Genomic DNA, 24,377 nt, shown 5'->3' with positions numbered 1-24,377 from the left:
GTAATACACTTTTTAGTATCGTGTTGCTTTGCCTGAGCGTGTTGGATGCACAAAAGAAAAACTACCAGGGCCCTTGTTGAAGGTAATGAAAACTAGAAAGGAAAGTTTCATCTAATGAGCCTATTTTGGATCCCGATTTTATTACTCATCGGCACCCTTGTACCGAAAGCTACCGAAAAGCTCGGTAGAAATGTGTGCACTGCCATGACGATGCTCGCCCCTGCGGTATCATTGTCTATTATCGCGAGTTTTGCACCCGCTATATTTGCTGGCGACGTTATTACCGACTATATCGAATGGATCCCAGCGATAGGCCTTACACTGTCAATGAGGCTTAACGGCCTAGCGCTGCTTTTTGCTTTTCTTATCCTAGGTATTGGCCTGCTTGTTATCTTTTATGCGCGTTACTACCTGTCTGCAAAAGAGCCAGTGGGGCGGTTTTATGGTTTTTTGATTCTATTTATGACCGCTATGCTCTCTATTGTGCTGGCAAATAATTTGCTGCAGCTTTGGATGGCATGGGAAATCACCAGCATCAGCTCGTTTTTACTAATAGGGTTTTGGTCGTCTAAGTCGGAATCTCGAAAAGGGGCGCGTATGGCACTTACCGTAACGGGTGCCGGTGGATTAGCTTTACTCGCAGGGTTTCTGTTAATAGGTGATATTGTAGGAACTTACGATATAGGTGTAATAGTAGATAGCGCCAACACCATAAGAGAACACAGCCTCTATCCAGTGGTGTTGGTATTAGTGCTAATTGGTGCATTTACCAAGTCGGCACAATTTCCTTTTCATTTTTGGCTACCTCATGCCATGGCAGCACCTACGCCTGTAAGCGCCTACTTGCACTCTGCTACTATGGTGAAAGCGGGGATATTCCTTTTAGCGCTGCTTTACCCCGTATTAGCAGGTACAGAACTATGGTTTTTATTAGTCAGTTTAGCGGGTCTTGCCACGTTTTTGCTAGGCGCTTACGTGGCTATGTTCAAACACGATTTAAAAGGCGTGCTTGCCTATTCCACTATTAGTCATTTGGGGCTTATTACATTATTGCTAGGTTTAAATACCGAGTTAGCTGCGGTGGCAGCGCTTTTTCATATTATGAATCACGCTGTGTTTAAGGCCTCGCTATTTATGGCTGCGGGTATCATCGACCATGAAACCGGTACACGAGATATGCGTGAGCTTAGCGGGCTGTGGCGTTTTATGCCCTACACGGCCACATTAACAATGGTGTCTGCTTTAGCAATGGCAGGTATTCCTTTATTCAATGGCTTCCTGTCGAAAGAAATGTTCTTTGCAGAAACACTAGAACAAGCTGTGTTTGGCTCGCTATCGTGGATGGTCCCAGTTTTTGCAACCGTAGGCGGTGTATTATCGGTTGCTTACTCATTGCGCTTTATCAAGGACGTATTCTTTACAGGTGAGCCAGAAGCATTGCCTAAAACACCGAAAGAGCCTCCTGTATTCATGATGCTGCCCATAGCACTTTTGGCGGTACTGTGTATTTTAGTCGGCATTTTCCCTGGCTTTATGGCAGGCGATTTACTCGCTGTTTCAGCTTCTACGCTATTCCCTGCGTCACCTTTACCTTACTACAGCTTGTCGATATGGCACGGGCTCAATATTCCGCTGCTGATGAGCGTAATCGCTATTGTGGGTGGGGTAGTGTTGTATATTAACCGTCATCCTCTTTACCGCTTTCAGTTTCAGTTCAACGACCCAGATGCAAAGCTGATATTTGAGCAGGCCATGCAGAAACTCGTATTGTATGCTCAGAAAATGCATAACACGCTAGACAATGAATCACTGCAGCGCTATGTAGGGTTGCTGTTCCTGTTAGTGATAGTGATGACCGCACCACCCTTGATAATGCTGAACAACGCCGCGGGAAGTTCACCACTTCAATCTGTAAACGGCATTGAAATTATACTGGCGGCAATACTGTGTATTGGCGCTATCGCGACTGCTATTTTGCATAAACAGCGTATGACCGCACTTATTGCAATTTCGGTAGTGGGGCTTGTGGTATCAATTACCTTTGCTCGTTTTTCGGCGCCGGATCTTGCGTTAACCCAGTTAGCGGTAGAAATTGTTACGGTTATTTTGTTGATGCTAGCACTGTTCTTTTTACCACAAAAAACCTCTGCCGATTCAGCGCCAAAGCGGGTGGTTCGCGACTTAAGCATTGCCGCCGTTATCGGCGGTATAGTGGCAACAATCAACTACGCAATAATCACTCGTCCCTTCGAGACTATCTCTGACTTTTTCGTGGAAAACAGCAAAACAGGCGGCGGAGGCACCAACGTTGTTAATGTTATTTTGGTAGATTTTCGTGGCTTCGATACCATGGGCGAAATTACCGTTTTGGGCATTGCTGCACTGGGGATCTTTAAGTTGTTGACCAGAATTCCCCTTGCCATGCCGTCGGCCAATGAGAGGGGCATTCCGTGGACGAAGGATATTCACCCGCCTATTTTAGTGATGATTTCTCAGTCGTTGCTTCCTCTTGCGCTACTAGTGTCGGCCTACATTTTTGTACGAGGTCATAATATGCCCGGCGGTGGGTTTATTGCAGGCTTAGTTACCTCCGTAGCGCTTATTCAACAATATATTGCCCATGGCGTTAAGTGGGTAACACCACGTATACCTGTTAATTATCAAAGTGTGATCGCATGGGGCGTTTTGCTGGCTGTACTTACAGGAGTGGGTAGCTGGGCTTTCGGAAAGCCATTTTTAACATCGTGGTTTGATTATTTCGATATTCCTTTCATCGGAAAGACAGAGTTGGCTAGCGCACTGGTATTCGATTTAGGTGTTTATCTCACGGTAGTTGGGGCAACGTTATTAATACTGGCAAACCTAGGTAAGCTTACCACCGAGCATCGTCCTACGATGGAGGAAAACTAATGGAATTACTGTATTCACTTTGTGTAGGCGTGATGACATTTAGCGGCGTATTCCTATGTTTGCGAGGCCGCACATTTCCAGTGGTAATGGGGTTAATGATGCTTGGTTATGCCGTTAATTTATTCCTGTTTTCAACTGGACGACTAAGTTTAGACGGCGCCGCTATTTTAGGTAAATCAGAAACCTACGCAGACCCACTTCCTCAGGCCTTAGTATTAACGGCAATTGTAATTGGTTTCGCCATGACAGCCTTTGCGGTTATTTTGTCTATGCGGGCAAGGGCCGATCTTGGTAACGATTTTGTGGACGGGAAAGAGCCACCCGGCAGACCTAAGCAGTCGGTGTCTCGCTGGAGCAGTAAGCAATGATGGACCATTTACCCATACTGCCCATTCTCGTTCCTTTGATAGGTGGGTTACTTCTTTTACTACCGCCTTTTGCTGGCATTGAACGCAACGTAAATAGAAGAGTTGCAGCAGCATTGTTGTGCTTACTGCAAATTGCTATTTCAATAGCGCTAATGGCAAAAGTTATCGATGCTGGGCCTATTATGTATGCTGTAGGTAACTGGCAGGCGCCTTTTGGCATCATATTGTATGCAGATTCTCTAGCCGCACTTTTGGTTTTTCTCACTGGCTTCCTGGGGCTAGCATCTACGCTTTATTCCTTTGCTGGTACCGACCGTGAAGGACGTTATTTTCACCCTGTAATGCAGTTTCAGTTAATGGGGATAACCGGAGCGTTTTTAACACACGACTTGTTCAACCTGTTTGTATTTTTTGAAGTGTTATTAATCGCATCTTATGTGCTGCTGGTTCACGGTGGTGGAAAGCAAAGAACCCAAGCCAACGTGCATTATGTGATATTAAATTTAGTGGGCTCGGCCATATTCTTGATTGCCTTGGGCACTTTGTATGGCACTACCGGTACGCTAAACATTGCAGATATGTCTCTTAAAATAAGTGCCTTATCAGAGGCAGAGCAAGTGCTGGCCAAAGTAGGCGGCATGATGCTATTGGTGGTGTTTGGGCTTAAAGCCGCCATGCTGCCCTTACATTTTTGGTTGCCCAATACCTACAGCGCTGCCAGTGCCCCTGTGGCTGCGCTATTCGCCATCATGACAAAGGTGGGTATTTACAGCATATTTCGGGTGTTCACCGTCATTTTTGGTGATGGGGCAGGGGCGCTTAGCAACATGGTTTTGCCCTGGGTATGGCCGCTCGCTATGTTAACAGTAATTGTTGGAACAATTGGCGTGTTAGCTAGCCCTAACTTACGCAATATTGCGGCTAATACGGTGCTTATATCGGTGGGCACTTTGTTAATGGCTTTCGCAATAAGAGGCCCTGAAGCAAGTGCGGCGGCATTTTACTATGCTCTGCATAGCACATTGATTTCCGCAGTACTTTTTATGCTTGCCGATATGATAGGGCAGCAGCGAGGCAAAGCCTTTGACCGTTTTGTTGTCGCTAAAAAGGTGACTCAACCAGCACTGCTTGGCGCGCTATTTTTTGTTGCTGCTATGGTGGTTGTCGGCTTGCCGCCTTTTTCTGGCTTCATCGGCAAGGTGGTGATTTTACAATCTGCCGCGTCTGGGCTCGATAAGGCTTTAGTGTGGTCTACGGTACTTATCTCCACGCTACTCACTATTATCGCCCTTGCACGAGCGGGTACGACACTTTTTTGGAGGCATGCTGGCGATAGCAGCAACTCAGAAAATGAGTCGGCATCTTTCTGGCAAGTTGTGGGTGTTGCATTGCTGTTGGTGGCATCGCCAGTAATGGCAATTTTTGCTGGGGCTATTACCGAATACACTGCAACGGCGGCTACGCAGCTTCACGACGTGCGGCTTCCCGTAAGTGTGTTGCAATTACAGGGAGGTTCGCAATGAGTTTGTTGTCACGCCTGCTTCCCACGCCTGGTCGCAGCGCCATATTACTTGTTATTTGGCTTATGTTGAATGTGACCGTAAGCTTAGGCCACATTATTCTGGGGTCTGTATTTGCTATAGCGATCCCCTTATTGTGTGCTCCGTTACAAATTTCACAGCCGAGAATTAAAAAGCCGCTTAAAGCACTTAAATACTTCTTTATGGTACTTGGCGATGTGGTAGTGGCAAATGTGCAGGTGGCGATTTTAGTGCTTGGCCCCATGAGCAGAATAAAACCTGGCTTTGTTGCCGTGCCGTTAGATCTTAAAGAAATTCGCCCTATTACCATACTGGCAAGTACGGTAACTATGACGCCAGGAACGGTTACCGCCGAGCTCTCAAAAGACAAACGCTATTTGTATGTGCATGTGCTGCAAATGCCAGATGACGAGCAGGAAGTGATACGGCTCATCAAAGACCGATATGAATCGGCCATTAAGGAGATGTTTCAATGTTAGCATTTACGCTGCTTTGTGTGGGGATCATGATTTCAATAGGGTTAGTCCTTAATCTATGGCGATTATTAGTCGGGCCAGACGTGGTAGACCGCATATTGGCACTGGATACTATGTTCATTAATAGTATCGCGCTAATCATGGTGTACGGCATGCACAAGGGCACGTCACTGTATTTTGAAGCGGCACTACTTATTGCCATGCTAGGTTTTGTGAGTAGCGTTGCATTCGGAAAATATATTCTTCGCGGCGATATTATTGAATAAGATATGATTGAATAAGAACTTTATAAAAGCTGAATAAAAGATTGATAGCTAAAAGTAAGTAATCGAATGAGTAATAAAATGAAAAGGCTGCGAATAAGGAGAGGTAATGAATTTTTGGCTTGAGTTAACCGTGTCAGCCCTACTTACGATTGGCGGTATCTTTGTGCTTGTGGGCTCAATTGGTTTGTTTCGCTTGAAAGATGCTTACACACGACTTCATGCTCCCACTAAAGCGACCACAGTGGGCTTAGGGGGCATTTTACTAAGTTCGGTTATTTACATGTCTCACCTTCAAGGCTACATCAGTGTTCACGCGCTGTTGATAACGCTGTTTTTGGTGATCACAGCGCCGGTAACTGCACACATACTGGCCAAAGTTGCCATGCATCATAAAGTAAAAACCATGCAGTCGACTCAAAACCAAGCGTTAGTTGATAATGCTAGAGAGCAACAGTCTGTGGATGACGAAGCTAGTTCGAGTAGAAATGACGAGTGAAGTGCGGATTGGCGAGTAACATAGTTATGGGGTCTTTACCGCCTTTGACTAAATTAAATGAGTCGTTTTATCCACAACGGGTCGGTTTTCCCCATTTGTATTAAGTGGCGCTTCGTTCTCATTACATGACGAATACTTTCTAAAAACGGTGAGTTGGCCATTTATGCCTTCTTTGTTTTGAAGCGTGATGACTGAAAATATCCAGTCAACCGCATTTTACAGAGGGGCAGCCGACCTACAGAACAGATTAACCATGAACTACGAGACATAAAGGATAATGTCATTACTATGCGTGCATGGTAATAAAGGGTTGTTTCAATGAAGTTTTCATATAAGCCATAGATGAGGGGGGAAGGATGACTGAATATTTGGGTTCTTGTCTGTGTGGTGCTGCGAAATTTGAAGTGCAAGGAGAGTTTGATAGCTTTTACCTGTGTCACTGCCAGCATTGCCAAAAGGATAGCGGTTCTGCTCATGCGGCACATTTATTTTCACAGTCAGCTAAACTAATCTGGTTGGCAGGTTCAGATTCTGTAGCTACCTTTAAGCTTGCAGGCACTCGCCACAAAAAAAGTTTTTGTAAAGTGTGTGGTTCAGCATTGCCAAGCACTCACGACGCAGGTCTTATAGTCATTCCCGCCGGGTGTTTGGACACGGAAGTCTTTATGTCGCCAACAGCTCACATATTTACATCTAGCAAAGCTGTTTGGGATAAAGAATTAGGCGCATTGCCAAAGTTCGAAGGGCTGCCAAATTGATAGTCCATCACATAACAAGTCAAAGCACTCAGACGTGGCAAAGCTGTCACCATAATAAGGCTATTTTGATTTATATTATTCAGCCAGTTTTGCTAAGGTTATAATAATTGAACTTCGAAACTCGTGTCTCTACTACAAATCCATTTGATACCCATATAGAAATCTAGCGTATCATATCATCATGTTGATAAACACATCAGCTCTATGATGAAGACAATGAAAACGGTGATGATGAAGACAGTGATAGCACAACATCGCGTCGCTCGGCGGTGCTTCTCGACAGGTCCCGTAACAGCGGCTTATGAACGCAAGGTGGACGCGGGAGAGATGCGACGAGATGATGCGCAAGTTGCTCTGGCGGCAAAACTCGATGCTCTGCACGAGTCTCTTGCTTCTCTCCCACCAGTACCCATGCGCACCGACCATCAGACAAAGGGCAGCACTATAAGCAGCGGTCCGCCGTTACTGGCGCGTTCCCTGGCATCCGCCCAGTCTTTTCTTCGAAAGAAGTTCCATTTGTGGTCTTATGGTCCACCACCGCGAAGTATGTACATTCATGGGCCGGTCGGGGTCGGCAAGAGCTTTCTAATGGATCTCTTTTATGCGTTGGTTACTGTTCCTGATGATGAAGATTCTTGCAGTAAAAATAACAGCCACAAACACGCAAAGATTACCAAACGCCGCGTCCACTTTCATGAATTCATGCTAGACGTCCATCATCGAATCTTTGTCTACAAACAGGAGCACCCACGAGAGGATGCGATCCCCATCATTGCGAAACAATTGGCACAAGAGGCCCAACTCCTCTGTTTCGACGAATTTCAAGTCACAGACGTTGCCGATGCCATGATATTGAAACGACTTTTTTTATTATTATTGGATCAGAATGTCGTGGTGGTGGCCACCTCGAATCGTTCCCCCGATGCCTTGTATGAGGGAGGCATTAACCGCTCTCTCTTTTTGCCATTCATAGCATTGTTAAAACACACGTTCGACATTGTTTCCATGGTGGATTCCCAGAAGGATTATCGACGTGAAAGTCGGGCGGATGGTCAATCCTATTTTTGGTCAAATAAGGATGTTCATGGCGATAATGATATTAACAACAACATACAGGCGCAGTTGGAAGAAATATTTGGTGGCACTGCATCCACAACTGAGGCCGAGAGCATTTCCGTCCTCTTTGGTCGTACCGTCCAAGTCGCCAGATTGAATGACCAGTGTGCCTGGTTTGACTTTTCTGAATTGTGCTACCAACCGCTCGGGGCGGCCGATTATATTTCCCTCTGCCGCCGATTTCCGGTCATCATTATGGAACGCGTCCCCCAACTGGACGCCAATCACCTCAACGAAGCACGACGATTTGTGACGCTTATTGACGCGTGTTATGAGTCTCGTACCCGCTTGGTGCTGGCGGCTCAAGTTCCGCTCGACGAATTGTTTGTTGATTTTGAAGCGCAAGTCGAAAGCAGTGACGGCGATGGCGAATTGATTGTCAATGACAAGGGAGGAAACTCGAGTTCCTTTGCGACCACCATGATCCGCACCAAAGAGGGGAAATATTATGAGTGGTCGGCGACGGGGCGAGTTGGCGTGTCACTGGCACAATTTTCATCTGCCAATGATCTCGCCTTTTCCTTTCGACGAGCCGCATCTCGGTTGGTAGAAATGGGTGGAAAGGGATGGGGACGGCAATAACGTCATGCGATAAGGTGCTCTACCAACTAAAAAGTGCCTCTCATCTGTAGCAGAGCGAATTAGTGACGTTTGTTATCTGCTTACCCCACGATTGCAATGTGCTTCTGGCTGCCAATCAATTTGCAACAAATCAAGGGCCGCTTTAGATAGGCCCGTTTGTAAAAAAAAGGAGCTTGGGATTAAAAAGAAAAGTCCCATTGTGCCCACAATCTATTTTCAGAATCTTCTTTCAGTAAAATAGGGTCTTGCAATGTTAAATGGCTCAACTGCAGACTTATTTTGCTACTGTGCCCATCTAAGAAATAGTTAATCACCGTGCTTAGTTCTGTTTGTTTATCGCTACTGCGATCGGTATTCATATCAACAAATGCATAGCGCGCCGCTAACTCAACTTGTGGTGATAAAAACTCCATATGGTAGTGCGGGAAGAAACCAGCCTGCACAAAACCGCCTAGTAACGTTGTTTCCTCATCATTATTGAGTGTGTCTTTAATTTTTTTACTGTGCAATTCATGTAAAAAAGAAAAGCCCTGCCATTTAAATTGTATTTCGCCCATTATTTGGTCAATTTTATATTGACCATTTTGAGCGTCTGTTGATGGGTCCCGGTATTTTGCAACACCATTGGTATCAACGTCTGTCAACCTTCGACAGCTGCGATTATCTGTTTCAAACGCAGTACACCTGCTTGTATTTGTATTGGCCGCTATCGAAATGTTCAGTGCTGGCTGCTCATGAAATGTCAAATCAGATTGAGAAAACTTCATTTCTCCTCCCAGCGCATTCCACTGAAGTCTGCCTGAATACATCAAGTTGTCATCATCATTATTCCTTTCGCCTACACCTAATCCAGTGAATACCCCGGCATAGTAAGTGATGTCATGCCACGCACTTGGAAACAGATTTCCTTTGACTTCGATACCCTGTTGGCGGTCTACCGTAAATATGTCATTGACTATCGAGCGATTAACAAATTGCTGCTTTCCTGACGATGTCACACGCTCGTTGTTGTAGCTTACTTTGCCACGTCCAATTCTTACCTGTGCCCATTTGTATTTATCGATAGTTAAATTGAGATCACGCAATACAGGTTGGGCCCAGTCATACTGCAAATAGTATTTCAACCATGGCACATAAGCATGCCCTCTTAACTTAGTACGTGCTCGACGAATCATGAACGAGTTTTGATCTCTCTGTAAGTCATCTAAAGTGCGAGGATCACTATCAAAAGGTGTGGCGAAGCGCGCTTGAATTCTGTTTTGAATGGCCAATGAAAAATTTTCATTATCGGTGCTGAATGTAAAGCCGTTTTGACCATAACTGATGTTAGCGTCTGACGCTGATTTGTTTTCTTTTAGTGCGGTTTTAGTGCGGGAGTCGTCTGTTGTACGTGAGTCCGCTAACACTGTGTCATTCTGCTTATCAGACGATTGCCTTTCACTTACGATGCCGTATTTTAATGAAAACTCTTCTTCAATTTCTGCTCTTAATTTCGCCTCAAGTTCCTCGATGTCTTGCTTTCTTTCAAACTCACCTAGCTTTACTCGGTTTTTTCCCGGCGCAGCATAAACTTGTTGCGTATCTTTGTCGACATACAGCTCAAGCGCCATCGAAGGGCTTGTAAAAAAAGCCGTCATAATTAACAAAAGGCAGAAAAACCTGATTGTAACACTCATAAATTCACCTGAAAGGATTGGGCTAACGAAATATCCAGCGCTGTCACATTTCTGACATAAATCTGTAATAATCAAAAAGCGGCAGAGTATAGTGATAATTGAAGCAATGTGAAAGGATATAAAGTTGTTTATCAACGAAAACTTTTTTTCGTGGTGAATACTAAATTATTCTATCGTTAGGTTTTGACGAAGGTGATAGCTTCTCATGGTGCCAATTGCAATTTTAGTGGCGTTTATCGATATCAGCGCACTCTCAACTTTATATTTCAACCGTCGATGTTTAAACGAATAAATGACACGTCTTTTAATGTGAATTTTTGCGTTTGTTTAACACCGCGTTGCCGTCGTTATTTGAAAGCATGATGCTGTCTGTAATGCTTACTAACGCAAGAATTGACATAAATACCATGGCAATGGTGAATGTTGTTAAATCTGGTGTCTCGGCAGATTGACCGAGGATTAAAGCTGCCACCGCAATGGCCAGTGCAGAAAGTGTTATTCCCAATCCCCTGTTCATCTGCATCAATATTGCACTTAGGGTGTTTGCGTCGCGCATCTTATCAGGGGGGACATCAGCAAAAGCGATGGTATTTAGTAAAGTGAGATGCATTGAGCGTGTAATGCCATTGATAAAAAGCAGCGCTGCAATGGTAAAGGATGAGGTGTTTACATTAATCATTGCCAAGGCGACAAAACCTAACGCAATGAGTACTCCGTTAACAATCAATACTGGCTTAAAACCAAAGGTATTCATTATCCATGTTGTAGCAGGTTTAATAGCAAGGTTACCTGCAAACAGCCAAAGCAAGATAGAGCCGGCTTCAACAGGTGAGTAGCCCAAGCCCAGTTGTAGCATCAGAGGAATAAGAAAAGGCGCACTGCCTAGTGCTATACGCACCACAGAGCCACCATACACCGATAGTCGAAAGGTCCGATGCTGCATTGCATCAAATGAGAAAAGCGGGTGCTTTGCCGATTTTATATGCCATATAGCGAGTAACATACTCGCAAAACCTACCGAAATAATAGCGGCGCTTTGTTTTATACTTTCAGCGTTACTTGCAAGCAACTCAATGCCAGCCATAAAAAGTGCAAACCCTACGCCAGTAAGCAAAAAGCCCTTTATATCGAATGTGCTTACTTCGCCTTTCGTATTTTGAAGTAAATATCCTGAGGCAATAATAGCAATAAAGCCCAAAGGAATATTCATAAAGAATATCCATTGCCAGCTGAGATGGGTGGCAATATAGCCCCCTAATACGGGGCCGAGCAAAGGGGCACTCAGCGCCGGCCAAGTAATAATGGCCACTGTTTTCACTAACTTTTCTTTTGGCAGGTCACGAAGTACCACTAATCGGCCAACGGGCACCATCATTGCCCCGCCAATTCCTTGTAATATTCTCGATAGAGTAAATTCAACCAAAGTGGTGCTTAAACCACATAGCACAGAGGCAAGGGTAAATACCCCAATGGCAGCAATAAATATGGTACGAGCGCCAAAGCGATCGGCTACATAACCACTGAGAGGAATGAATAGGGTAACCGCAACAAGGTATGCGGATACCCCAATGGAAAGGTGCGCAGCAGGGATCCCAAAGTCTGTTGCAATAACCGGAAGCGCCGTGGTAATGACCGTGGCATCCAGAATTTCCATAAAGAGCGCCCCCGCCACAAGAAGGGCGGTGGCTGTGTCTTTACTGATTAATTTCAAAGGCGCGCACAACTCTAGCTACGCCTGTCACATTACGAGCAATGTCGACAGCTGCGGTGGCTTCTAGACTGGATAATCTGCCCATAAGAAATACTTCTGAGTCTTGCACTACTACCCTGACTTGTAACGCAGGCACGCGCTCATCAGCAACGAGTTTAGCTCTCACTTTCGAGGCTAGCCAAATGTCGTTTGCTTGAGTGCCTGCACCAATTGGAGTGCCAATGCGCACTTGGTTATGTATTTTCTTTAAGTAATCCACGTTTTGGGCGCGTTCAACCGCTTCGTCTATCAACGCTTGGTTAGGCGCCTGACCAGTAAGTAATGCTACACCGTTATAAACGTCAACCTGTAAGTTGGCTTGCTCTTTCAATGCATCGCTTTTCGACCATTGAAATGCGACAGCACTGTCGGCATTTTGATCGTCAAGTTGGGTACCCACGGTTCGCCGGTCGTTGGCTACCTTTGCCGCCACTGCGCCAGCTGCGCCAACCGCTACAACACAACCCTGTAAGGTCATGGCAAAGATTACCACTAAAATGCTAATGGGCTTTGTAAATGGCATCATAAATAAATAATTACTCGTCACCGTGATCAGCTGGGAATAAGCTATCGTCGATGCACTCGCACAAATTGTGAATGACGAGTAAATGTACTTCTTGAATTCGTGCGGTGCGGTTCGAGGGAACACGAATTTCTACATCGTGCTCACTCAGAAATCCGGCCATTTCTCCGCCGTCTTTACCGGTCAGTGCAACTATCGTCATGTCACGCGACAGTGCGGCTTCCATGGCTGCGGTGACGTTGCGTGAATTTCCGCTGGTAGAAATAGCAAGAAGAATGTCACCCGGTTGACCTAACGCACGTACTTGTTTAGCAAAAATTTCATCATAGCTGTAGTCGTTAGCGATAGACGTAATAGTTGAAGTATCAGTAGTTAAGGCAATAGCAGGGAGGCTAGGGCGATCTCTTTCGTATCGATTAAGCATTTCAGAAGAGAAGTGCTGGGCATCGCCAGCTGAACCACCATTACCGCAGCTAAGAATCTTGTTGCCACGAATAAGCGCTTCAACCATCATGCTCGCTGCTTTCTCAATCGACTCTGGTAAAATCTCAGAGGCAGCAATTTTAGTCTGAATGCTTTCGGTAAAGTTAGCTTTAATTTGTTCAATCATACTTTTTCTCTTTTTATGCAAGCTGCTGATAGGAAATTTTCAGCGCTGGTGGGCGCGTATGAGGCGCTTCGAATTATTGGCTTTTGTAACATAACAACTTAGCCGATATTTTTTAGCCATTGAAGATGATTACCGTCTATAGCAATAACGTCGATCCGCAATGAGGTAGACGTCGAATTGAGGCCATTATCTAACAAATAAAACTCAAACGCAGCTTGAATTCGCTGCAGTTTTTGTGCGGTGACGAATTCTGCTGCATTGCCAAATTTTGTACTCTTTCGGTATTTTACCTCAACACACACAATGGTGTCGCCGTCTTGCATCACAATATCTAATTCGCCTCGGCGAGTACGATAATTTTGACAGCGCAAGATTAGACCTTGTTCCAACAAAAAATTGCAGGCTTGTTGCTCTGCTGCATTCCCTTGCACTAGCGACATAATGACTCTCTATTCTGTGAGCATTTCCACGTTTTCGTTGCGAATAATAGCCCTAGGTTGCTGCCGTTCTACTTCACCATGATTGTTTAACGACAGCGAGCCGGTAAGCCCTTCGTGACGTAAATATGGAAGCGTGTTTAATATGCCGAGCTGTGGAAGCAGCTCATAGGCGTCATAGCCAAAGGCGAATAAACGCTTTTGCATGGTACTTTGTGCTGTAAAGGCTTGGTCGACGGTTTGGGCTAAATCTTGCCATTTATGCTGGGGCATTAACCAGGGCATATCGATAAAGTGAATGTTTTTCAAATCTCGCCACTGGTTTTTTCCGCTGTCGTAATCCATAGAGCGAGACGTCGCATAAACGGGTATGGGCTGTCCGTCTAGAGGGTTAAGGCTTGCTTCAATAATCGGATTAAGTAGTTCAGTGTCTTGTGGTGAAGCAAACGCGATAATCGCGTCTATGTCTCGTCTGCTGCGAGGCATGTTGTACACTTCGTCATTGGTCATGTACTCAATTTGATTAATTCGCTCGTTGCTTTGCGCCACGTCTAGCGCTGAAGTAATTCCCTCTCTCAGCGAGTTGCTATCATTAAACGAGACCGACGTGATGTTGGTGCGGCGCTTACCCTCTGCCTTGTTCAGTGTTTCCCAATGCGCTTTAAATGTGTCGTCCATACGCATGTAGAGAGAACTCTGCTCTGCAATAACAATAGGGGCCCTGAAACCTTTGTTAAATATAAGCTTTGCAAGCTGTTTGGCTTCATCTTCTGGTGCTAGACCAAAAAAGTTAGCTGCAACAGGTTGATTTGCCATTGTGTGTTCTTTCGGTGCTTGTTTGGTTAGGACGGATTGCACAGCAGAGCTTTGCTCTGTAGTTTTTTGTTCTGAAAGTGGTTTGCGTTCAACATTATCAGCATTCGCAGAAGTGTCTTGGTTTTCAAGCAAATCAGTAGTTCTATTAAGCTCGCCCATTGCCTGTTGCACGTTATCAAACCGATTTAGGGCTAATACGTTTACCCCAGTAGGTAGGGCAGGCACTATGCGTTCAACGTTATCTTTAAGTAGCGGGCCAATAACAAATTTTGCTTCTCCGATGGCACTTACAATACTCTCGACGTTTTTATCGGTGGTATCGACAAAGCTGAGCTGAGGCAGGTCGCGCTCGCTCTGATTATCTTCAATGCTCTGATAATACGCTGCCATGATGCCGTTTTTAATGGTGTTTCCCGTTGCGCCAAGACGCCCAGATAACGGGAGCAGTACAGCAATACTGTCGATACTTGGGCGAGAAAGCTGGGTAGCGCTATCTACGTTTTTAGGAAAAGCCTTGCCTAGACTATGACCTGCATACACACGTTTAAAATTGCGAAGATTGGCGGCAAGTTGCTCAGGCTTAAAGCGATATTCTTGCGTTAACTTTCTAAGTGAAACAAAAGGAGAAAGAGCGGGATACTGCGAGCTCACGTCGTCAAGTGACGATAAGGTGATTGACGTTACCCATGCCCAAATTTGCTCTACTTTTTGTTCGTCAGTGATGTCGGTCTTCAACAGGCTGTTTGCCGCCGCGCCATAATTGCCTTCGCGGATAAACAACTGTGTCTGCAGGTGTGCTTTTTCAACAGCAAATTGGCTTTGGTCAGAAACAGACTCAAGCATGGTGAGTAGGGATTGAGGCGATGCATCAGGGTCGTTTACGTATATTTTTGCCATAAGCAGGGCATAAGCAGACTGGTTTGCGGTAGACACGCCGTCTTGCTTTACCTCGTATAATACTTGCTGCGCCAACAGGGGCTTTTGATTTGCGATATACAGCTCAGCGGCCTCTAGAAGTAAGGTGTCTCTTTGCGCTTTATTGCGAGTTTCAATCCACACCTTTTTTGCCTCGACAAGCTTGTGTTCAGGCGTAATCTCTTTTTGGAAAACAGGTTGCTCGACAGGCGATTTTACGTTTGTTGAGACACTAACCACTTTTTGAGGCGTACTCGTGCAGCCTACTAACAATAACGGTGAAAGCAGTAATGAGGTGACCGCAAAACGCGTAATGTGTTTTCCAGGGGTTCCGGTATGGCGCACAGTTTCATTCCTTTTACTTCAATATGGGCTCAGTTTATCTCAACCAGTGTGAAAATCTACGCTTGGCGGCATAAACTGGACTATTGGCATGTTACACTTACCGCATTATTACGTTTGTATTATTTATTTATGACTAACTCTGCCAATGCTATGAATGATGTTGCTACGCTATACATTGTACCCACCCCAATCGGAAACTTAAACGACATCAGTGCTCGTGCTATCGAGGTACTTGGCAATGTAAGTTGGATTGCCGCAGAAGACACGCGCCACAGCTCAAGATTGCTTCAGCACTTAAGTATTTCTACCAAAACATTATCGCTGCACGATCATAATGAAGATAAGCGTGCAGCCATGTTATGTGAGCGACTAAAAGGTGGCGAGGCGGTTGCGTTAATCAGTGATGCAGGTACACCGCTAATAAGCGACCCTGGCTTTATCTTGGTACGTCGCTGCCGCGAACAGGGCATTCCGGTTTGCGCATTGCCAGGCCCCTGCGCCGCCATTACTGCATTAAGCGCGTCGGGCTTGCCCACAGACAAGTTTATCTTTGAAGGGTTTTTGCCAGTAAAAGCACAGGCTCGTGAAAGTGCGGTTACTGCGCTGCTAGATAGACCTTACACCAGTGTGTTCTACGAAGCGCCGCGCAGAATTTTAGACACAGTAACGCTTATTCAGCGCGTGCTCGGGGAGCGGCATATTGTGGTGGCGAAAGAGCTGACTAAAACTTTCGAAACCTATGTAAGTGGCAGCGCCCAAGATGTTATTGATTACCTAACATCCGATGCGGCCCACCAAAAAGGCGAATTTGTGGTGATGATTGGTCCAGCTCACGTTAGTGAACAGGAAATTCCCTCTGAGGCAATGTCATTGCTGCACACACTTTGTGAGCATATTCCACTGAAAAAAGCTGCTGCGGTAGTTGCAGGCCACTATGGTTTAAAGAAAAATGCACTTTATCAAGCGGGGTTAGACGCAAAAGAATAAACCTGAGGTGATAAGGGTTAGCACTGATCTTAACTGCCTTGTACTTATTACCAATTACAAGGTGTTAGTGAGAGAATGTTAAATAACAGCAAATGGAGGCGTAAATGAAAAAAACACTGAAAATCACTATGGCAGAAGGCAAGTGGCTGGTTGATGTTTTCTCTAAGGCCAACGATTCGGGCGTGTTTGATTTAATTCACCCTAATACCAGCGCTGAAATATCGTTTAATGAAGGCGAGATGTATGGTTTTCGCTACAGCGTAACCGGAAAGCAAGGTACCCCATTTACCATTGAACTAGATGACATAGTGTTAGTGGAAGGGGAAATAGATGAAAGCGAAACCGCGAAAGGTAGTGGTGTTATTTAAGCGCTATCGATGAATTCCTGCAAACGTGTCGGTAACTAACACCGACACGTTTGCAGGCCTTTGACTTACCACAATAAAATCATGAGGTATGTAATGCCGTTACCCCTTTCACTGCTTGATTTGGCACCTATTTCAGAAGGCCAGAGTATAAGTGATGCACTGAGTAATTCGCGAGAGCTAGCTCAGCAAGCAGAGTGCAGTGGATATCAACGGGTTTGGTTGGCAGAACATCACGGTATGTATGGCGTGGCAAGTTCTGCGACTGCGGTAGTACTAGGGAATATTGCTAATGCGACCAATCATATTCGAGTTGGAGCGGGTGGTGTGATGTTGCCCAACCATTCGCCTCTGGTCATTGCTGAGCAATTTGGCACATTAGAAACGTTATATCCCGGGCGTATTGATTTAGGGCTTGGCCGAGCTCCAGGTACCGATATGGCTACCGCTAAAGCATTACGTAGAAACCTCAGCAATTCAAATGCTATAGACACCTACCCCGATGATATAAAAGAGCTTCAGCGTTACTTGAGTACTCCTGAACCCGCGCAAAACATTGTTGCGGTGCCAGGCGCTAATACGCATATTCCTTTGTGGCTATTAGGCTCTAGTTTATACAGTGCGCAGCTTGCCGCATCTTTCGGGCTTCGCTATTCATTTGCCTCGCATTTTGCACCAGACCAGCTTTTTGATGCTTTGCATATTTATCGTTCTACGTTTACCCCGTCCGAAAAATTGGAAAAGCCTTATGTTATGGCAGGGGTAATGGCGGTAGTCGCCGATACTGATGAGGAAGCGCAATACCTTTTCACTTCGGTTCAACAACAGTTTATGAATATGCGCCGAGGGCTTAATAAGCCTTTTGCTAAACCCACAAACGACTTATCTACAATGTGTACGCCTACTGACCATGCAATGCTGTCTCATGTATTGCAGTATGCGCTAGTCGGCTCAAAAAACACTGTGAGTGAGCAGCTGGCACAGTTTGTAGGGAAAACTGAGGTTGATGAGCTGATTGTTTCAATGCCCATCCATAATGTAGACGCTAGGTTAAAGAGTGTGTCGCTATTAGCCGAGATAATGCATTAGAAATGCGGGACTGACGCGTAATTAAAATGGTTTCGGTTACATCGAAACTCGTAGAAAAAAGGTCAGCACGGTAGAACATAAAAAACACTAAGAAAAGTCGGCCAATGTTGGCCGACTTTTTTAGATTTATAGGCTTAAGACAAGCGCCCTTTGAAGTCTTCGTATGTGAAACTTCGCACTAATTCAAATTCGCCGTTCGAGCGCAATATGCCAATGGAAGGATGGTCAACACCATTAAAAAACGTGGTTTTTACCATGGTGTAATGCATCATATCTTCAAACTGAACACGGCTTCCCGCCACCAGAGGCTCATCGAAGGAGTAGGTGTCTATAACATCGCCAGCGAGACATGAGTTGCCGCCAAGTTTGTAGTTGTGTGATTTTTCATTTGGTAATGCCGCATTTAACACGGTAGGTCGATAGGGCATCTCTAACACATCTGGCATGTGCGCCGTGGCCGAGATATCCAATATGGCAATATCACCTTCGTTATTCACCACATCCACCACTTCTGATATTAAAGGGCCTGTTTGCCACGCTACGGCAGAGCCCGGCTCTAGAATAATATCAAGGTGGGGGTAGCGCTCTTTAAATGACGATAATGTGTTGATTAAGTGCTCAACGTCATAGCCTTCACTTGTCATTAAATGACCGCCGCCTAAATTCAACCATTTCAATTGATGTAGCCATTTGCCAAATCGTTTTTCAATGGCTTGCAATGTACGCTCTGTTGCAAAAGAATCGCACTCGCACAAATTGTGGCAGTGAAAACCTTCAATTCCGTCAAGGCTTATTCCCTCTAACTCATCCGCTCTTATCCCTAACCGCGAACCGGGTGCTGCGGGGTCGTAAAGTGGTGTATCTGCCTCTTGGTGCTCAGGGTTAATTCTCAGCCCTAGTGACACGTCTTTAAGCACATCACGATGGGTGTGCCATTGGCTGAGGCTGTTAAAGGATAAATGATGTACTAGTGAAGCCAGTGCTTTTGCGTCCTCGGCTTTATAAGCAGGGGAATAGGCATGAACCTCTTTGCCCATTTCGGCTGCTAACTTTGCCTCCCACACTGAGCTTGCGGTGGCTCCCTGAAGATATTGTTTGACGATATCGAAGCAAGACCACATGGAAAAGCCTTTAAGCGCTAAAATAATTCGCACGCCTGATTCGTCTTGAACCCGCTTCATCAGGGTTAGATTACGAATTAATTTTGCTTCCTCAAGAACGTAACAGGGTGAGGGAATATCAGTGCGTTTGGTGAGATCGGTCAAGGTGTTCACGCTCCGGTCAATGACGTAAAAAGGGGCACTTAAAAAATAGCGCCCCTCGTAATTTTGTAGATATAGCATGTTTAAAGCAATCTATCTTACTGGCGATACTCACTGCAGTGGCGAAATCGGCATCAATCTCAGCGCCAGTTTTGATAGGAGCTCAAACTTATTTACTTACTGAATGGGCTGCTATCGCACTCTAGTACATGCCACGGCAGTCCGTGTTCGTTAAGCATATCCATGAAAGGGTCTGGGTCAAATTGTTCCATGTTCCACACACCGGCTTCTTTCCACGTGCCGTTAAGCATAAGCGCTGCGCCAATCATTGCAGGAACACCCGTGGTATAAGATACCGCCTGAGCACCTACTTCCTCATTACACTTAGCGTGTTCGCAGTTATTGTAGATAAAGATGGTTTTTTCTTTGCCATCTTTTACACCTGTAATGTAAGTACCAATACAGGTCATGCCGACATAACCTTCTGCAAGCGAGCCTGGGTTAGGTAGTACAGCTTTCAGAAACTCTAAGGGCACAACTTGTTGACCTTGAAATTCGATAGGCTCAATGCTCGTCATGCCGATACCTTCAAGCACGCGAAGGTGGTTAAGGTAAGCTTCACCAAACGTCATCCAAAAACGGGCACGTTTAAGGGTTGGGAAATGTTTCACCAACGACTCAAGTTCTTCATGGAACATAAGGTACGAAGCGCGCTCGCCTATATTTTGGTAATCAAGATCTTCTCTCACACTAAGCGGGTCGGTTTCTTTCCACTCACCATTTTCCCAGAATTTACCGCGCTGAGTAATTTCGCGAATATTGATTTCAGGGTTGAAGTTAGTCGCAAACGCTTGCCCGTGATCACCACCATTACAATCGACAATATCAAGGTAGTGAATTTCATCAAAGTAGTGTTTAGCTGCATACGCAGTAAAGACGTTAGTAACACCTGGATCAAAACCGCTACCAAGCAGCGCCATGATGCCTGCGTCTTTAAACTTGTCCTGATACGCCCACTGCCAAGAGTATTCAAATTTTGCTACATCTTTTGGCTCGTAGTTCGCAGTATCAAGATAATGCGTTTTGGTTGCTAAACATGCATCCATGATAGGTAAGTCTTGATAAGGTAATGCCAAGTTAATCACTAGGTCTGGTTTAACTTCGTTTATCAATGCTTCCACTTCTTTAGCATTGTCAGCATCTAAAGCAAAAACGCCTTTCACGCGATCTTCGCCAACTTCTTGCTGAAGAGCTTCACACTTAGCCACCGTTCGGCTTGCTAAGAATATTTCATCGAAATGTTGTGGTAAACGAGCACACTTTTTAACCGTTACTGAGGCAACGCCGCCAGCACCAATAATGAGAACGCGAGGCATAGTATTAATCCCTAAATTTTGCGAGTAAATTTTTGCTGAATGCTAGCAGACACCGACGATTTGGCAAGCAAAGTCAGTGTCTGACAGTATAAATAGTATAAATTTCCCTGCTAATCATAGAAAACGTTATGAGCGTTTTAACTACCGCGACGTTTGCAAGGTTGTTAAGTCAAGCTAAGGTCGTGCATAGACTTCGATTAAGGTGCCGCAGTAGTTATTGGCGGTGATACCACCACTGACCCGTCGATCTTTTGATAAGGATATAGAAGCAACCGCTCTTCCTGATCAGGCGACGATGTTACAACCGCTATGGCATCAACATTTTTACTGTTCTGTGTGTTGATAGTAGCTGCATAGACTAAAACACTGTAGCTGTATGTATCTGTGGTGGTGTCGATGATCCTCCACTGGAGTTGCTCGATGAGCTGGGACTCACGTTTACTCTCGGTGGTTTCGTCTGCAAAGATACAACCGTTTTTACCGTCTTGATTTATTGCTGCAAAAGGATAAAACACGTCGCTGTTTAGCAGCATTAGTTTGCATATGGAAAGTGATTTGGAAACAAGTTCTTTTAATGGGGTTGGCAATGTAACTGGTCGGTCGATCATGTTGTATCTCCTCAAAGTTAGCGTTGCTTGCGATGCTATGACTACATAGATCGTCACTGTTATTTTAGGACTGCTGTTTTTAATACCCTGTACTTTTTTTCCTTTCATTAATGTTTACGGTGTATTGGACTCATAAGTTTACTATCACTACACAAATGAGCAATGTGCTTAGCGAGCACCCTGAAGTCCGCCGGTGTGTAAGACAATAATCTTACTACCTGATTTAAATGTGCCCTGTTTAAGCATATCTTTCAATGCGAAAAATACTTTGCCGGAATAAACAGGCTCAATATTAAAGGGCATGGTGTGGTTAAAGTGCTCACAAAACGCCTTTAGGTAGGGCGGCGCCTTTGCATATCCACCGCAATGATATTCATGGTTAATATGCCAGTTACTGTTTGCTTTATTTTCTTCTTCATTGCTCGCAGGCGCTTTTGCTGCGAGTTCTTTTGTCAAAATTTCTTTTGCCACAAGGTCGGCGGGTAAGAACTGATTAACTAAGGATTCCAAGTAATCTTGGCCTTTAAGCACGCCAATACCAATAGCGTGCTGATTTGGCGTTAACGCACTGACAATACCTGCCATTGTGGCACCACTGGCTACAGGGGCAATAACAGTGTCGAACTGGGTATTGTGATTGGTAGCAAGCGCTTCAGTAATTTCACCAACTAATTCAGCAACCCCTTCAATTGCCTGCTTTTGGCTTCCCCCTTCTGGGATGACAATGGCTGGGGAAAAGCGCTCTTTTAGTGTGTTGAGGTATTCAGCACACTCTCGTTTTTTGTAGGTTATTCGGTCAACATACTCAATATCGACGTTCCATGAATTCAGGTCACTAATCATTGGTGTTGGTGTCGCAGAATAGTCACCGCGAATAATGGCTGTAAGCGGAATGCCTAGCGTATGACATACATAACCTAATGCATGAAGATGATTTGAAAAGCCACCACCAAAACTGATGAGTCTGACAGAGTCTTGAGCTTCAGAAGATCCTCTAGCGCCCGATGAGAGCCGATCAGCCTTTTGAGATAATTCATCCTTAGATGGAACGTCGCCTAGATATTGCTTCGTGTATTCATGAATAAACGGTTGCAGTTTTCGCCACTTATTACCAGACACCACAGGATGAATTTTGTCGTCGCGCTTAATATAGATAGTCACATCTTCGGCACCAGGCCAATCCGGTGTGAACACTTCTAACGGTGATGGCAGTGTAAGTGTTTGCTCGAAAGCTGTTAATTTATTCACAGGTTAGGCTGTCACAACTGATCATTCATTATCTGCTTGCAGTATACCTAATAAGGTAACAAATAAAAAAGCATGGAAAATGTGGAGGTGTCAGCTTGGCAAATAAGGCAATTAAAATTAACGTTGGCGCTTCATATTGGGAAAAATTATGAGAGCTAAATCAGTGTGTACTAAACCAGTAACCCCAAACAGATTATTAGAAGAGCAAAACTCGCTCATGAGTACGTTTCACTCAGTCGTGAAGCGAGCTGCTTTTTTAAGTTTAACAATGATGAGTATTTCTCTGATGAGTGAATCTTTTGCATCAAATGCTGCTTTGCCTTCGCCAGTATCTGAAAGCGTCCCCAACGCAGAAGTTGTGGGCAAAGACATGTTTACTTATTACTTATTCGACGTTTATGAGGCTACGTTGTTTGCTCCTAAAGGAGAATATGAGAAAGGAAAGCCAATTGCATTAACTTTAAAGTACCAACGCTCGCTGGACGGTAAAAAAATAGCAGAGCGTTCTATCGATGAGATGAAAAAGCAGGCAAAGCTTGATTCAGATAAAGCCAAGCGCTGGTTACAAGACATGGTAGATATTTTCCCGGATGTAAAAGAGGGCGACGTATTAACAGGCGTAGCCACCGAAGAAGGCAACGCCTTATTCTACTTCAACGGCGAAAGTGCCGGAGAAGTCAAAGACCCAGAGTTTACGCAAAAGTTTTTTGATATTTGGTTAGGTGAGAATACCTCAGAGCCTAAGTTTAGAAGAGCGCTGCTCGGCATCAAATAAATTGCGTTATGTTCGGCGAGGCCTTTCTGTTTTGGAGTGAGACCTTTAGTAGTGAGCTGTTTAGAATAGAGGCATTTGTCAATAATCGGTTGGTAAAAAGCCATTTAGTTAACAGCACATTAGGAAAATGAAGCGGAAATATTAGCAAGGCTTAATTACTATTTTTAATGTTAGCAATAGAGTAAAGAACAGGATAATTATGAAATCATTGAAACGCGCTGCATATGCACTAGCAGGATTGGGAGTAAGTGCAGTAACACTGAGTGGTTGTTCGGTTTCGGTGGAAGGTAAAGACTATACCTCTGTAAAGCCGGCTTTCAACATCGAGCAATTTTTTGATGGTGATGTTAAAGCGTGGGGCATCGTCCAAAATCGCTCAGGCGAAGTAGTGCAGCGCTTTAAAGTGGATATTGATGGTTCTATTGACGGTGACACGTTAACACTCGATGAAAGCTTTGATTATGGTGTTGGTGAAGGTCCAATGTCCCGCACATGGAAAATTGTTAAACAAAGCGACGGTACCTTTGTTGGAAACGCTGGCGACATCGATGGACCTGCTGCCGGCACATCTTACGGAAATGCTTTCAACTTCCATTACCAGATGGATTTACCTGTTGACGACACTAGTTATTCAGTAACCTTTGACGACTGGTTTTGGGCTTTTGATGAAACAACTATGATGAATCGTTCTTATATTCGTAAATTCGGCATCGTAATGGCCGAGGTTACCATATTCATGCAAAAGCAAGAGTAGTCACAAACTGGCATTGTTGTTGGCCTCACATTTTAACTGCGTTACAACGCCTGAAAAACATTTTGGGGGAGAAGAGTAGCGGGCACCACTATATAAGTGATAACCGCTACTCACATGCACTTTTTTCGGTGACATCGAAGCGTTCGTTAATGACTGATTCGGCTAATAATGTTTCTCTTTCAGCTTTAGCAACATAAGCGGGCTTGCCGCTTTTGTGCAATTTAGCGTTCGCTTTTTTGTCTTTTTTCTGAAGTTTTTTGATGATTTTTTTGCGACGATTCAAAACCAATTCCCTCACTGAATTTCCGATGTTATGCATTATAGAGTG

General features: G+C 44.8%; 24 protein-coding genes. 13 read left to right on the top strand and 11 right to left on the bottom strand.

The genetic code is table 11. The annotated features are described in order from the left end of the window. The first annotated feature begins 114 nt into the window (after nucleotides 1-114). From ACOJR9_RS15030 to zapE, 8 genes are all read left to right on the top strand, one after another. A complete protein-coding gene (locus ACOJR9_RS15030; RefSeq protein WP_420933734.1) occupies nucleotides 115-2,910 on the top strand; it encodes a monovalent cation/H+ antiporter subunit A in 2,796 nt (931 codons plus the stop codon). Then, the gene (locus ACOJR9_RS15025) at nucleotides 2,910-3,278 is read left to right on the top strand and encodes a Na+/H+ antiporter subunit C (RefSeq protein WP_032097389.1); all 369 of its coding nucleotides are present in this window, start codon (nucleotides 2,910-2,912) and stop codon (nucleotides 3,276-3,278) included. The genes ACOJR9_RS15030 and ACOJR9_RS15025 overlap by 1 nt, the downstream gene beginning before the upstream one ends. Continuing rightward, on the top strand, nucleotides 3,275-4,801 hold the full coding sequence (locus ACOJR9_RS15020) for a monovalent cation/H+ antiporter subunit D (RefSeq protein ID WP_420933733.1): 1,527 nt from the start codon (nucleotides 3,275-3,277) through the stop codon (nucleotides 4,799-4,801). Before ACOJR9_RS15025 ends, ACOJR9_RS15020 begins: the two co-directional genes overlap by 4 nt. Next, nucleotides 4,798-5,298 carry a Na+/H+ antiporter subunit E gene (locus tag ACOJR9_RS15015; protein ID WP_420933732.1) on the top strand — a complete coding sequence of 167 codons (501 nt, stop codon included), beginning with the start codon at nucleotides 4,798-4,800 and terminating at the stop codon, nucleotides 5,296-5,298. The genes ACOJR9_RS15020 and ACOJR9_RS15015 overlap by 4 nt, the downstream gene beginning before the upstream one ends. After that, on the top strand, nucleotides 5,292-5,561 hold the full coding sequence (locus ACOJR9_RS15010) for a K+/H+ antiporter subunit F (RefSeq protein WP_420933731.1): 270 nt from the start codon (nucleotides 5,292-5,294) through the stop codon (nucleotides 5,559-5,561). The genes ACOJR9_RS15015 and ACOJR9_RS15010 overlap by 7 nt, the downstream gene beginning before the upstream one ends. 106 nt (nucleotides 5,562-5,667) lie before the next feature. Then, complete coding sequence (locus ACOJR9_RS15005; RefSeq protein WP_420933730.1) at nucleotides 5,668-6,057, top strand: Na+/H+ antiporter subunit G; 390 nt, start codon at nucleotides 5,668-5,670, stop codon at nucleotides 6,055-6,057. A 356-nt stretch (nucleotides 6,058-6,413) separates the two neighbouring features. Further along, entirely contained in the window at nucleotides 6,414-6,815 is a 402-nt protein-coding gene (locus ACOJR9_RS15000) for a GFA family protein (protein ID WP_420933729.1), read from the top strand. A 216-nt stretch (nucleotides 6,816-7,031) separates the two neighbouring features. Then, the gene (zapE, locus tag ACOJR9_RS14995) at nucleotides 7,032-8,513 is read left to right on the top strand and encodes a cell division protein ZapE (protein WP_420933728.1); all 1,482 of its coding nucleotides are present in this window, start codon (nucleotides 7,032-7,034) and stop codon (nucleotides 8,511-8,513) included. Between the two features lie 179 nt (nucleotides 8,514-8,692). On the opposite strand, the gene ACOJR9_RS14990 is transcribed toward zapE, so the two are convergent. The 6 genes from ACOJR9_RS14990 to ACOJR9_RS14965 all read right to left on the bottom strand — a co-directional run bounded on the left by ACOJR9_RS14990 (nucleotide 8,693) and on the right by ACOJR9_RS14965 (nucleotide 15,585). After that, the gene (locus ACOJR9_RS14990; protein WP_420933727.1) at nucleotides 8,693-10,189 is read right to left on the bottom strand and encodes a porin; all 1,497 of its coding nucleotides are present in this window, start codon (nucleotides 10,187-10,189) and stop codon (nucleotides 8,693-8,695) included. A gap of 304 nt (nucleotides 10,190-10,493) precedes the next feature. After that, the gene (locus ACOJR9_RS14985) at nucleotides 10,494-11,843 is read right to left on the bottom strand and encodes an MFS transporter (RefSeq protein WP_420933726.1); all 1,350 of its coding nucleotides are present in this window, start codon (nucleotides 11,841-11,843) and stop codon (nucleotides 10,494-10,496) included. Nucleotides 11,844-11,883: 40 nt separating this feature from the next. After that, the gene (locus tag ACOJR9_RS14980) at nucleotides 11,884-12,465 is read right to left on the bottom strand and encodes a BON domain-containing protein (protein ID WP_420933725.1); all 582 of its coding nucleotides are present in this window, start codon (nucleotides 12,463-12,465) and stop codon (nucleotides 11,884-11,886) included. 10 nt (nucleotides 12,466-12,475) lie between these two features. Then, the gene (locus ACOJR9_RS14975; protein ID WP_420933724.1) at nucleotides 12,476-13,072 is read right to left on the bottom strand and encodes a phosphoheptose isomerase; all 597 of its coding nucleotides are present in this window, start codon (nucleotides 13,070-13,072) and stop codon (nucleotides 12,476-12,478) included. A 98-nt stretch (nucleotides 13,073-13,170) separates the two neighbouring features. Next, nucleotides 13,171-13,512, bottom strand: coding sequence for a YraN family protein (locus ACOJR9_RS14970; protein ID WP_420933723.1), 342 nt, complete (start codon nucleotides 13,510-13,512; stop codon nucleotides 13,171-13,173). A gap of 9 nt (nucleotides 13,513-13,521) precedes the next feature. Continuing rightward, complete coding sequence (locus ACOJR9_RS14965) at nucleotides 13,522-15,585, bottom strand: penicillin-binding protein activator (RefSeq protein WP_420933722.1); 2,064 nt, start codon at nucleotides 15,583-15,585, stop codon at nucleotides 13,522-13,524. 150 nt (nucleotides 15,586-15,735) lie between these two features. On the opposite strand from ACOJR9_RS14965, the gene rsmI reads away from it, so the two are divergent. From rsmI to ACOJR9_RS14950, 3 genes are all read left to right on the top strand, one after another. After that, nucleotides 15,736-16,572 (top strand): 16S rRNA (cytidine(1402)-2'-O)-methyltransferase, encoded by an 837-nt coding sequence (gene rsmI, locus ACOJR9_RS14960; protein ID WP_420936149.1) that lies wholly within the window; start codon nucleotides 15,736-15,738, stop codon nucleotides 16,570-16,572. 104 nt (nucleotides 16,573-16,676) lie between these two features. Beyond that, on the top strand, nucleotides 16,677-16,940 hold the full coding sequence (locus ACOJR9_RS14955) for a hypothetical protein (RefSeq protein ID WP_420933721.1): 264 nt from the start codon (nucleotides 16,677-16,679) through the stop codon (nucleotides 16,938-16,940). Between the two features lie 93 nt (nucleotides 16,941-17,033). Beyond that, nucleotides 17,034-18,026 (top strand): LLM class flavin-dependent oxidoreductase, encoded by a 993-nt coding sequence (locus tag ACOJR9_RS14950; protein ID WP_420933720.1) that lies wholly within the window; start codon nucleotides 17,034-17,036, stop codon nucleotides 18,024-18,026. A 134-nt stretch (nucleotides 18,027-18,160) separates the two neighbouring features. Here ACOJR9_RS14950 and nspC read toward each other — a convergent pair whose 3' ends face one another. The 4 genes from nspC to ACOJR9_RS14930 all read right to left on the bottom strand — a co-directional run bounded on the left by nspC (nucleotide 18,161) and on the right by ACOJR9_RS14930 (nucleotide 22,520). Further along, on the bottom strand, nucleotides 18,161-19,291 hold the full coding sequence (nspC, locus tag ACOJR9_RS14945; protein WP_420933719.1) for a carboxynorspermidine decarboxylase: 1,131 nt from the start codon (nucleotides 19,289-19,291) through the stop codon (nucleotides 18,161-18,163). A 170-nt stretch (nucleotides 19,292-19,461) separates the two neighbouring features. Next, on the bottom strand, nucleotides 19,462-20,664 hold the full coding sequence (locus ACOJR9_RS14940; RefSeq protein WP_420933718.1) for a saccharopine dehydrogenase family protein: 1,203 nt from the start codon (nucleotides 20,662-20,664) through the stop codon (nucleotides 19,462-19,464). A 197-nt stretch (nucleotides 20,665-20,861) separates the two neighbouring features. Continuing rightward, the gene (locus ACOJR9_RS14935) at nucleotides 20,862-21,272 is read right to left on the bottom strand and encodes a hypothetical protein (RefSeq protein ID WP_420933717.1); all 411 of its coding nucleotides are present in this window, start codon (nucleotides 21,270-21,272) and stop codon (nucleotides 20,862-20,864) included. A gap of 168 nt (nucleotides 21,273-21,440) precedes the next feature. Next, nucleotides 21,441-22,520 carry a 1-aminocyclopropane-1-carboxylate deaminase/D-cysteine desulfhydrase gene (locus ACOJR9_RS14930; protein WP_420933716.1) on the bottom strand — a complete coding sequence of 360 codons (1,080 nt, stop codon included), beginning with the start codon at nucleotides 22,518-22,520 and terminating at the stop codon, nucleotides 21,441-21,443. A gap of 148 nt (nucleotides 22,521-22,668) precedes the next feature. Here ACOJR9_RS14930 and ACOJR9_RS14925 point away from each other — a divergent pair, with 148 nt between their 5' ends. Together ACOJR9_RS14925 and ACOJR9_RS14920 are read left to right on the top strand one after the other, a co-directional pair. Next, a complete protein-coding gene (locus ACOJR9_RS14925; protein WP_420933715.1) occupies nucleotides 22,669-23,295 on the top strand; it encodes a chalcone isomerase family protein in 627 nt (208 codons plus the stop codon). Nucleotides 23,296-23,494: 199 nt separating this feature from the next. Beyond that, nucleotides 23,495-24,049: a DUF3833 domain-containing protein gene (locus ACOJR9_RS14920; protein WP_420933714.1), complete on the top strand. Its 555-nt coding sequence runs from the start codon at nucleotides 23,495-23,497 to the stop codon at nucleotides 24,047-24,049. 106 nt (nucleotides 24,050-24,155) lie between these two features. Here the strand turns inward: ACOJR9_RS14920 and ACOJR9_RS14915 are convergent, their stop codons facing one another. Beyond that, on the bottom strand, nucleotides 24,156-24,332 hold the full coding sequence (locus tag ACOJR9_RS14915) for a DUF2986 domain-containing protein (protein WP_420933713.1): 177 nt from the start codon (nucleotides 24,330-24,332) through the stop codon (nucleotides 24,156-24,158). Between the last annotated feature and the right edge of the window lie 45 nt (nucleotides 24,333-24,377).

The sequence above is a fragment of the Alteromonas ulvae genome (assembly GCF_048987005.1).
Lineage (GTDB): Bacteria > Pseudomonadota > Gammaproteobacteria > Enterobacterales > Alteromonadaceae > Alteromonas.
The sequence above is the reverse complement of the archived record's forward strand: the minus strand, read 5'-3'. Positions and strand labels throughout refer to the sequence as shown.

Bases quoted from the DNA above. Each gene is read 5' to 3' on its own strand.
- ACOJR9_RS15030 (WP_420933734.1), top strand. From the start codon at position 115: ATGAGCCTATTTTGGATCCCGATTTTATTACTCATCGGCACCCTTGTA.
- ACOJR9_RS15025 (WP_032097389.1), top strand. From the start codon at position 2,910: ATGGAATTACTGTATTCACTTTGTGTAGGCGTGATGACATTTAGCGGC.
- ACOJR9_RS15020 (WP_420933733.1), top strand. From the start codon at position 3,275: ATGATGGACCATTTACCCATACTGCCCATTCTCGTTCCTTTGATAGGT.
- ACOJR9_RS15015 (WP_420933732.1), top strand. From the start codon at position 4,798: ATGAGTTTGTTGTCACGCCTGCTTCCCACGCCTGGTCGCAGCGCCATA.
- ACOJR9_RS15010 (WP_420933731.1), top strand. From the start codon at position 5,292: ATGTTAGCATTTACGCTGCTTTGTGTGGGGATCATGATTTCAATAGGG.
- ACOJR9_RS15005 (WP_420933730.1), top strand. From the start codon at position 5,668: ATGAATTTTTGGCTTGAGTTAACCGTGTCAGCCCTACTTACGATTGGC.
- ACOJR9_RS15000 (WP_420933729.1), top strand. From the start codon at position 6,414: ATGACTGAATATTTGGGTTCTTGTCTGTGTGGTGCTGCGAAATTTGAA.
- zapE (WP_420933728.1), top strand. From the start codon at position 7,032: ATGAAAACGGTGATGATGAAGACAGTGATAGCACAACATCGCGTCGCT.
- ACOJR9_RS14990 (WP_420933727.1), bottom strand. From the start codon at position 10,189: ATGAGTGTTACAATCAGGTTTTTCTGCCTTTTGTTAATTATGACGGCT.
- ACOJR9_RS14985 (WP_420933726.1), bottom strand. From the start codon at position 11,843: ATGGAAATTCTGGATGCCACGGTCATTACCACGGCGCTTCCGGTTATT.
- ACOJR9_RS14980 (WP_420933725.1), bottom strand. From the start codon at position 12,465: ATGATGCCATTTACAAAGCCCATTAGCATTTTAGTGGTAATCTTTGCC.
- ACOJR9_RS14975 (WP_420933724.1), bottom strand. From the start codon at position 13,072: ATGATTGAACAAATTAAAGCTAACTTTACCGAAAGCATTCAGACTAAA.
- ACOJR9_RS14970 (WP_420933723.1), bottom strand. From the start codon at position 13,512: ATGTCGCTAGTGCAAGGGAATGCAGCAGAGCAACAAGCCTGCAATTTT.
- rsmI (WP_420936149.1), top strand. From the start codon at position 15,736: ATGAATGATGTTGCTACGCTATACATTGTACCCACCCCAATCGGAAAC.
- ACOJR9_RS14955 (WP_420933721.1), top strand. From the start codon at position 16,677: ATGAAAAAAACACTGAAAATCACTATGGCAGAAGGCAAGTGGCTGGTT.
- ACOJR9_RS14950 (WP_420933720.1), top strand. From the start codon at position 17,034: ATGCCGTTACCCCTTTCACTGCTTGATTTGGCACCTATTTCAGAAGGC.
- ACOJR9_RS14940 (WP_420933718.1), bottom strand. From the start codon at position 20,664: ATGCCTCGCGTTCTCATTATTGGTGCTGGCGGCGTTGCCTCAGTAACG.
- ACOJR9_RS14935 (WP_420933717.1), bottom strand. From the start codon at position 21,272: ATGATCGACCGACCAGTTACATTGCCAACCCCATTAAAAGAACTTGTT.
- ACOJR9_RS14925 (WP_420933715.1), top strand. From the start codon at position 22,669: ATGAGAGCTAAATCAGTGTGTACTAAACCAGTAACCCCAAACAGATTA.
- ACOJR9_RS14920 (WP_420933714.1), top strand. From the start codon at position 23,495: ATGAAATCATTGAAACGCGCTGCATATGCACTAGCAGGATTGGGAGTA.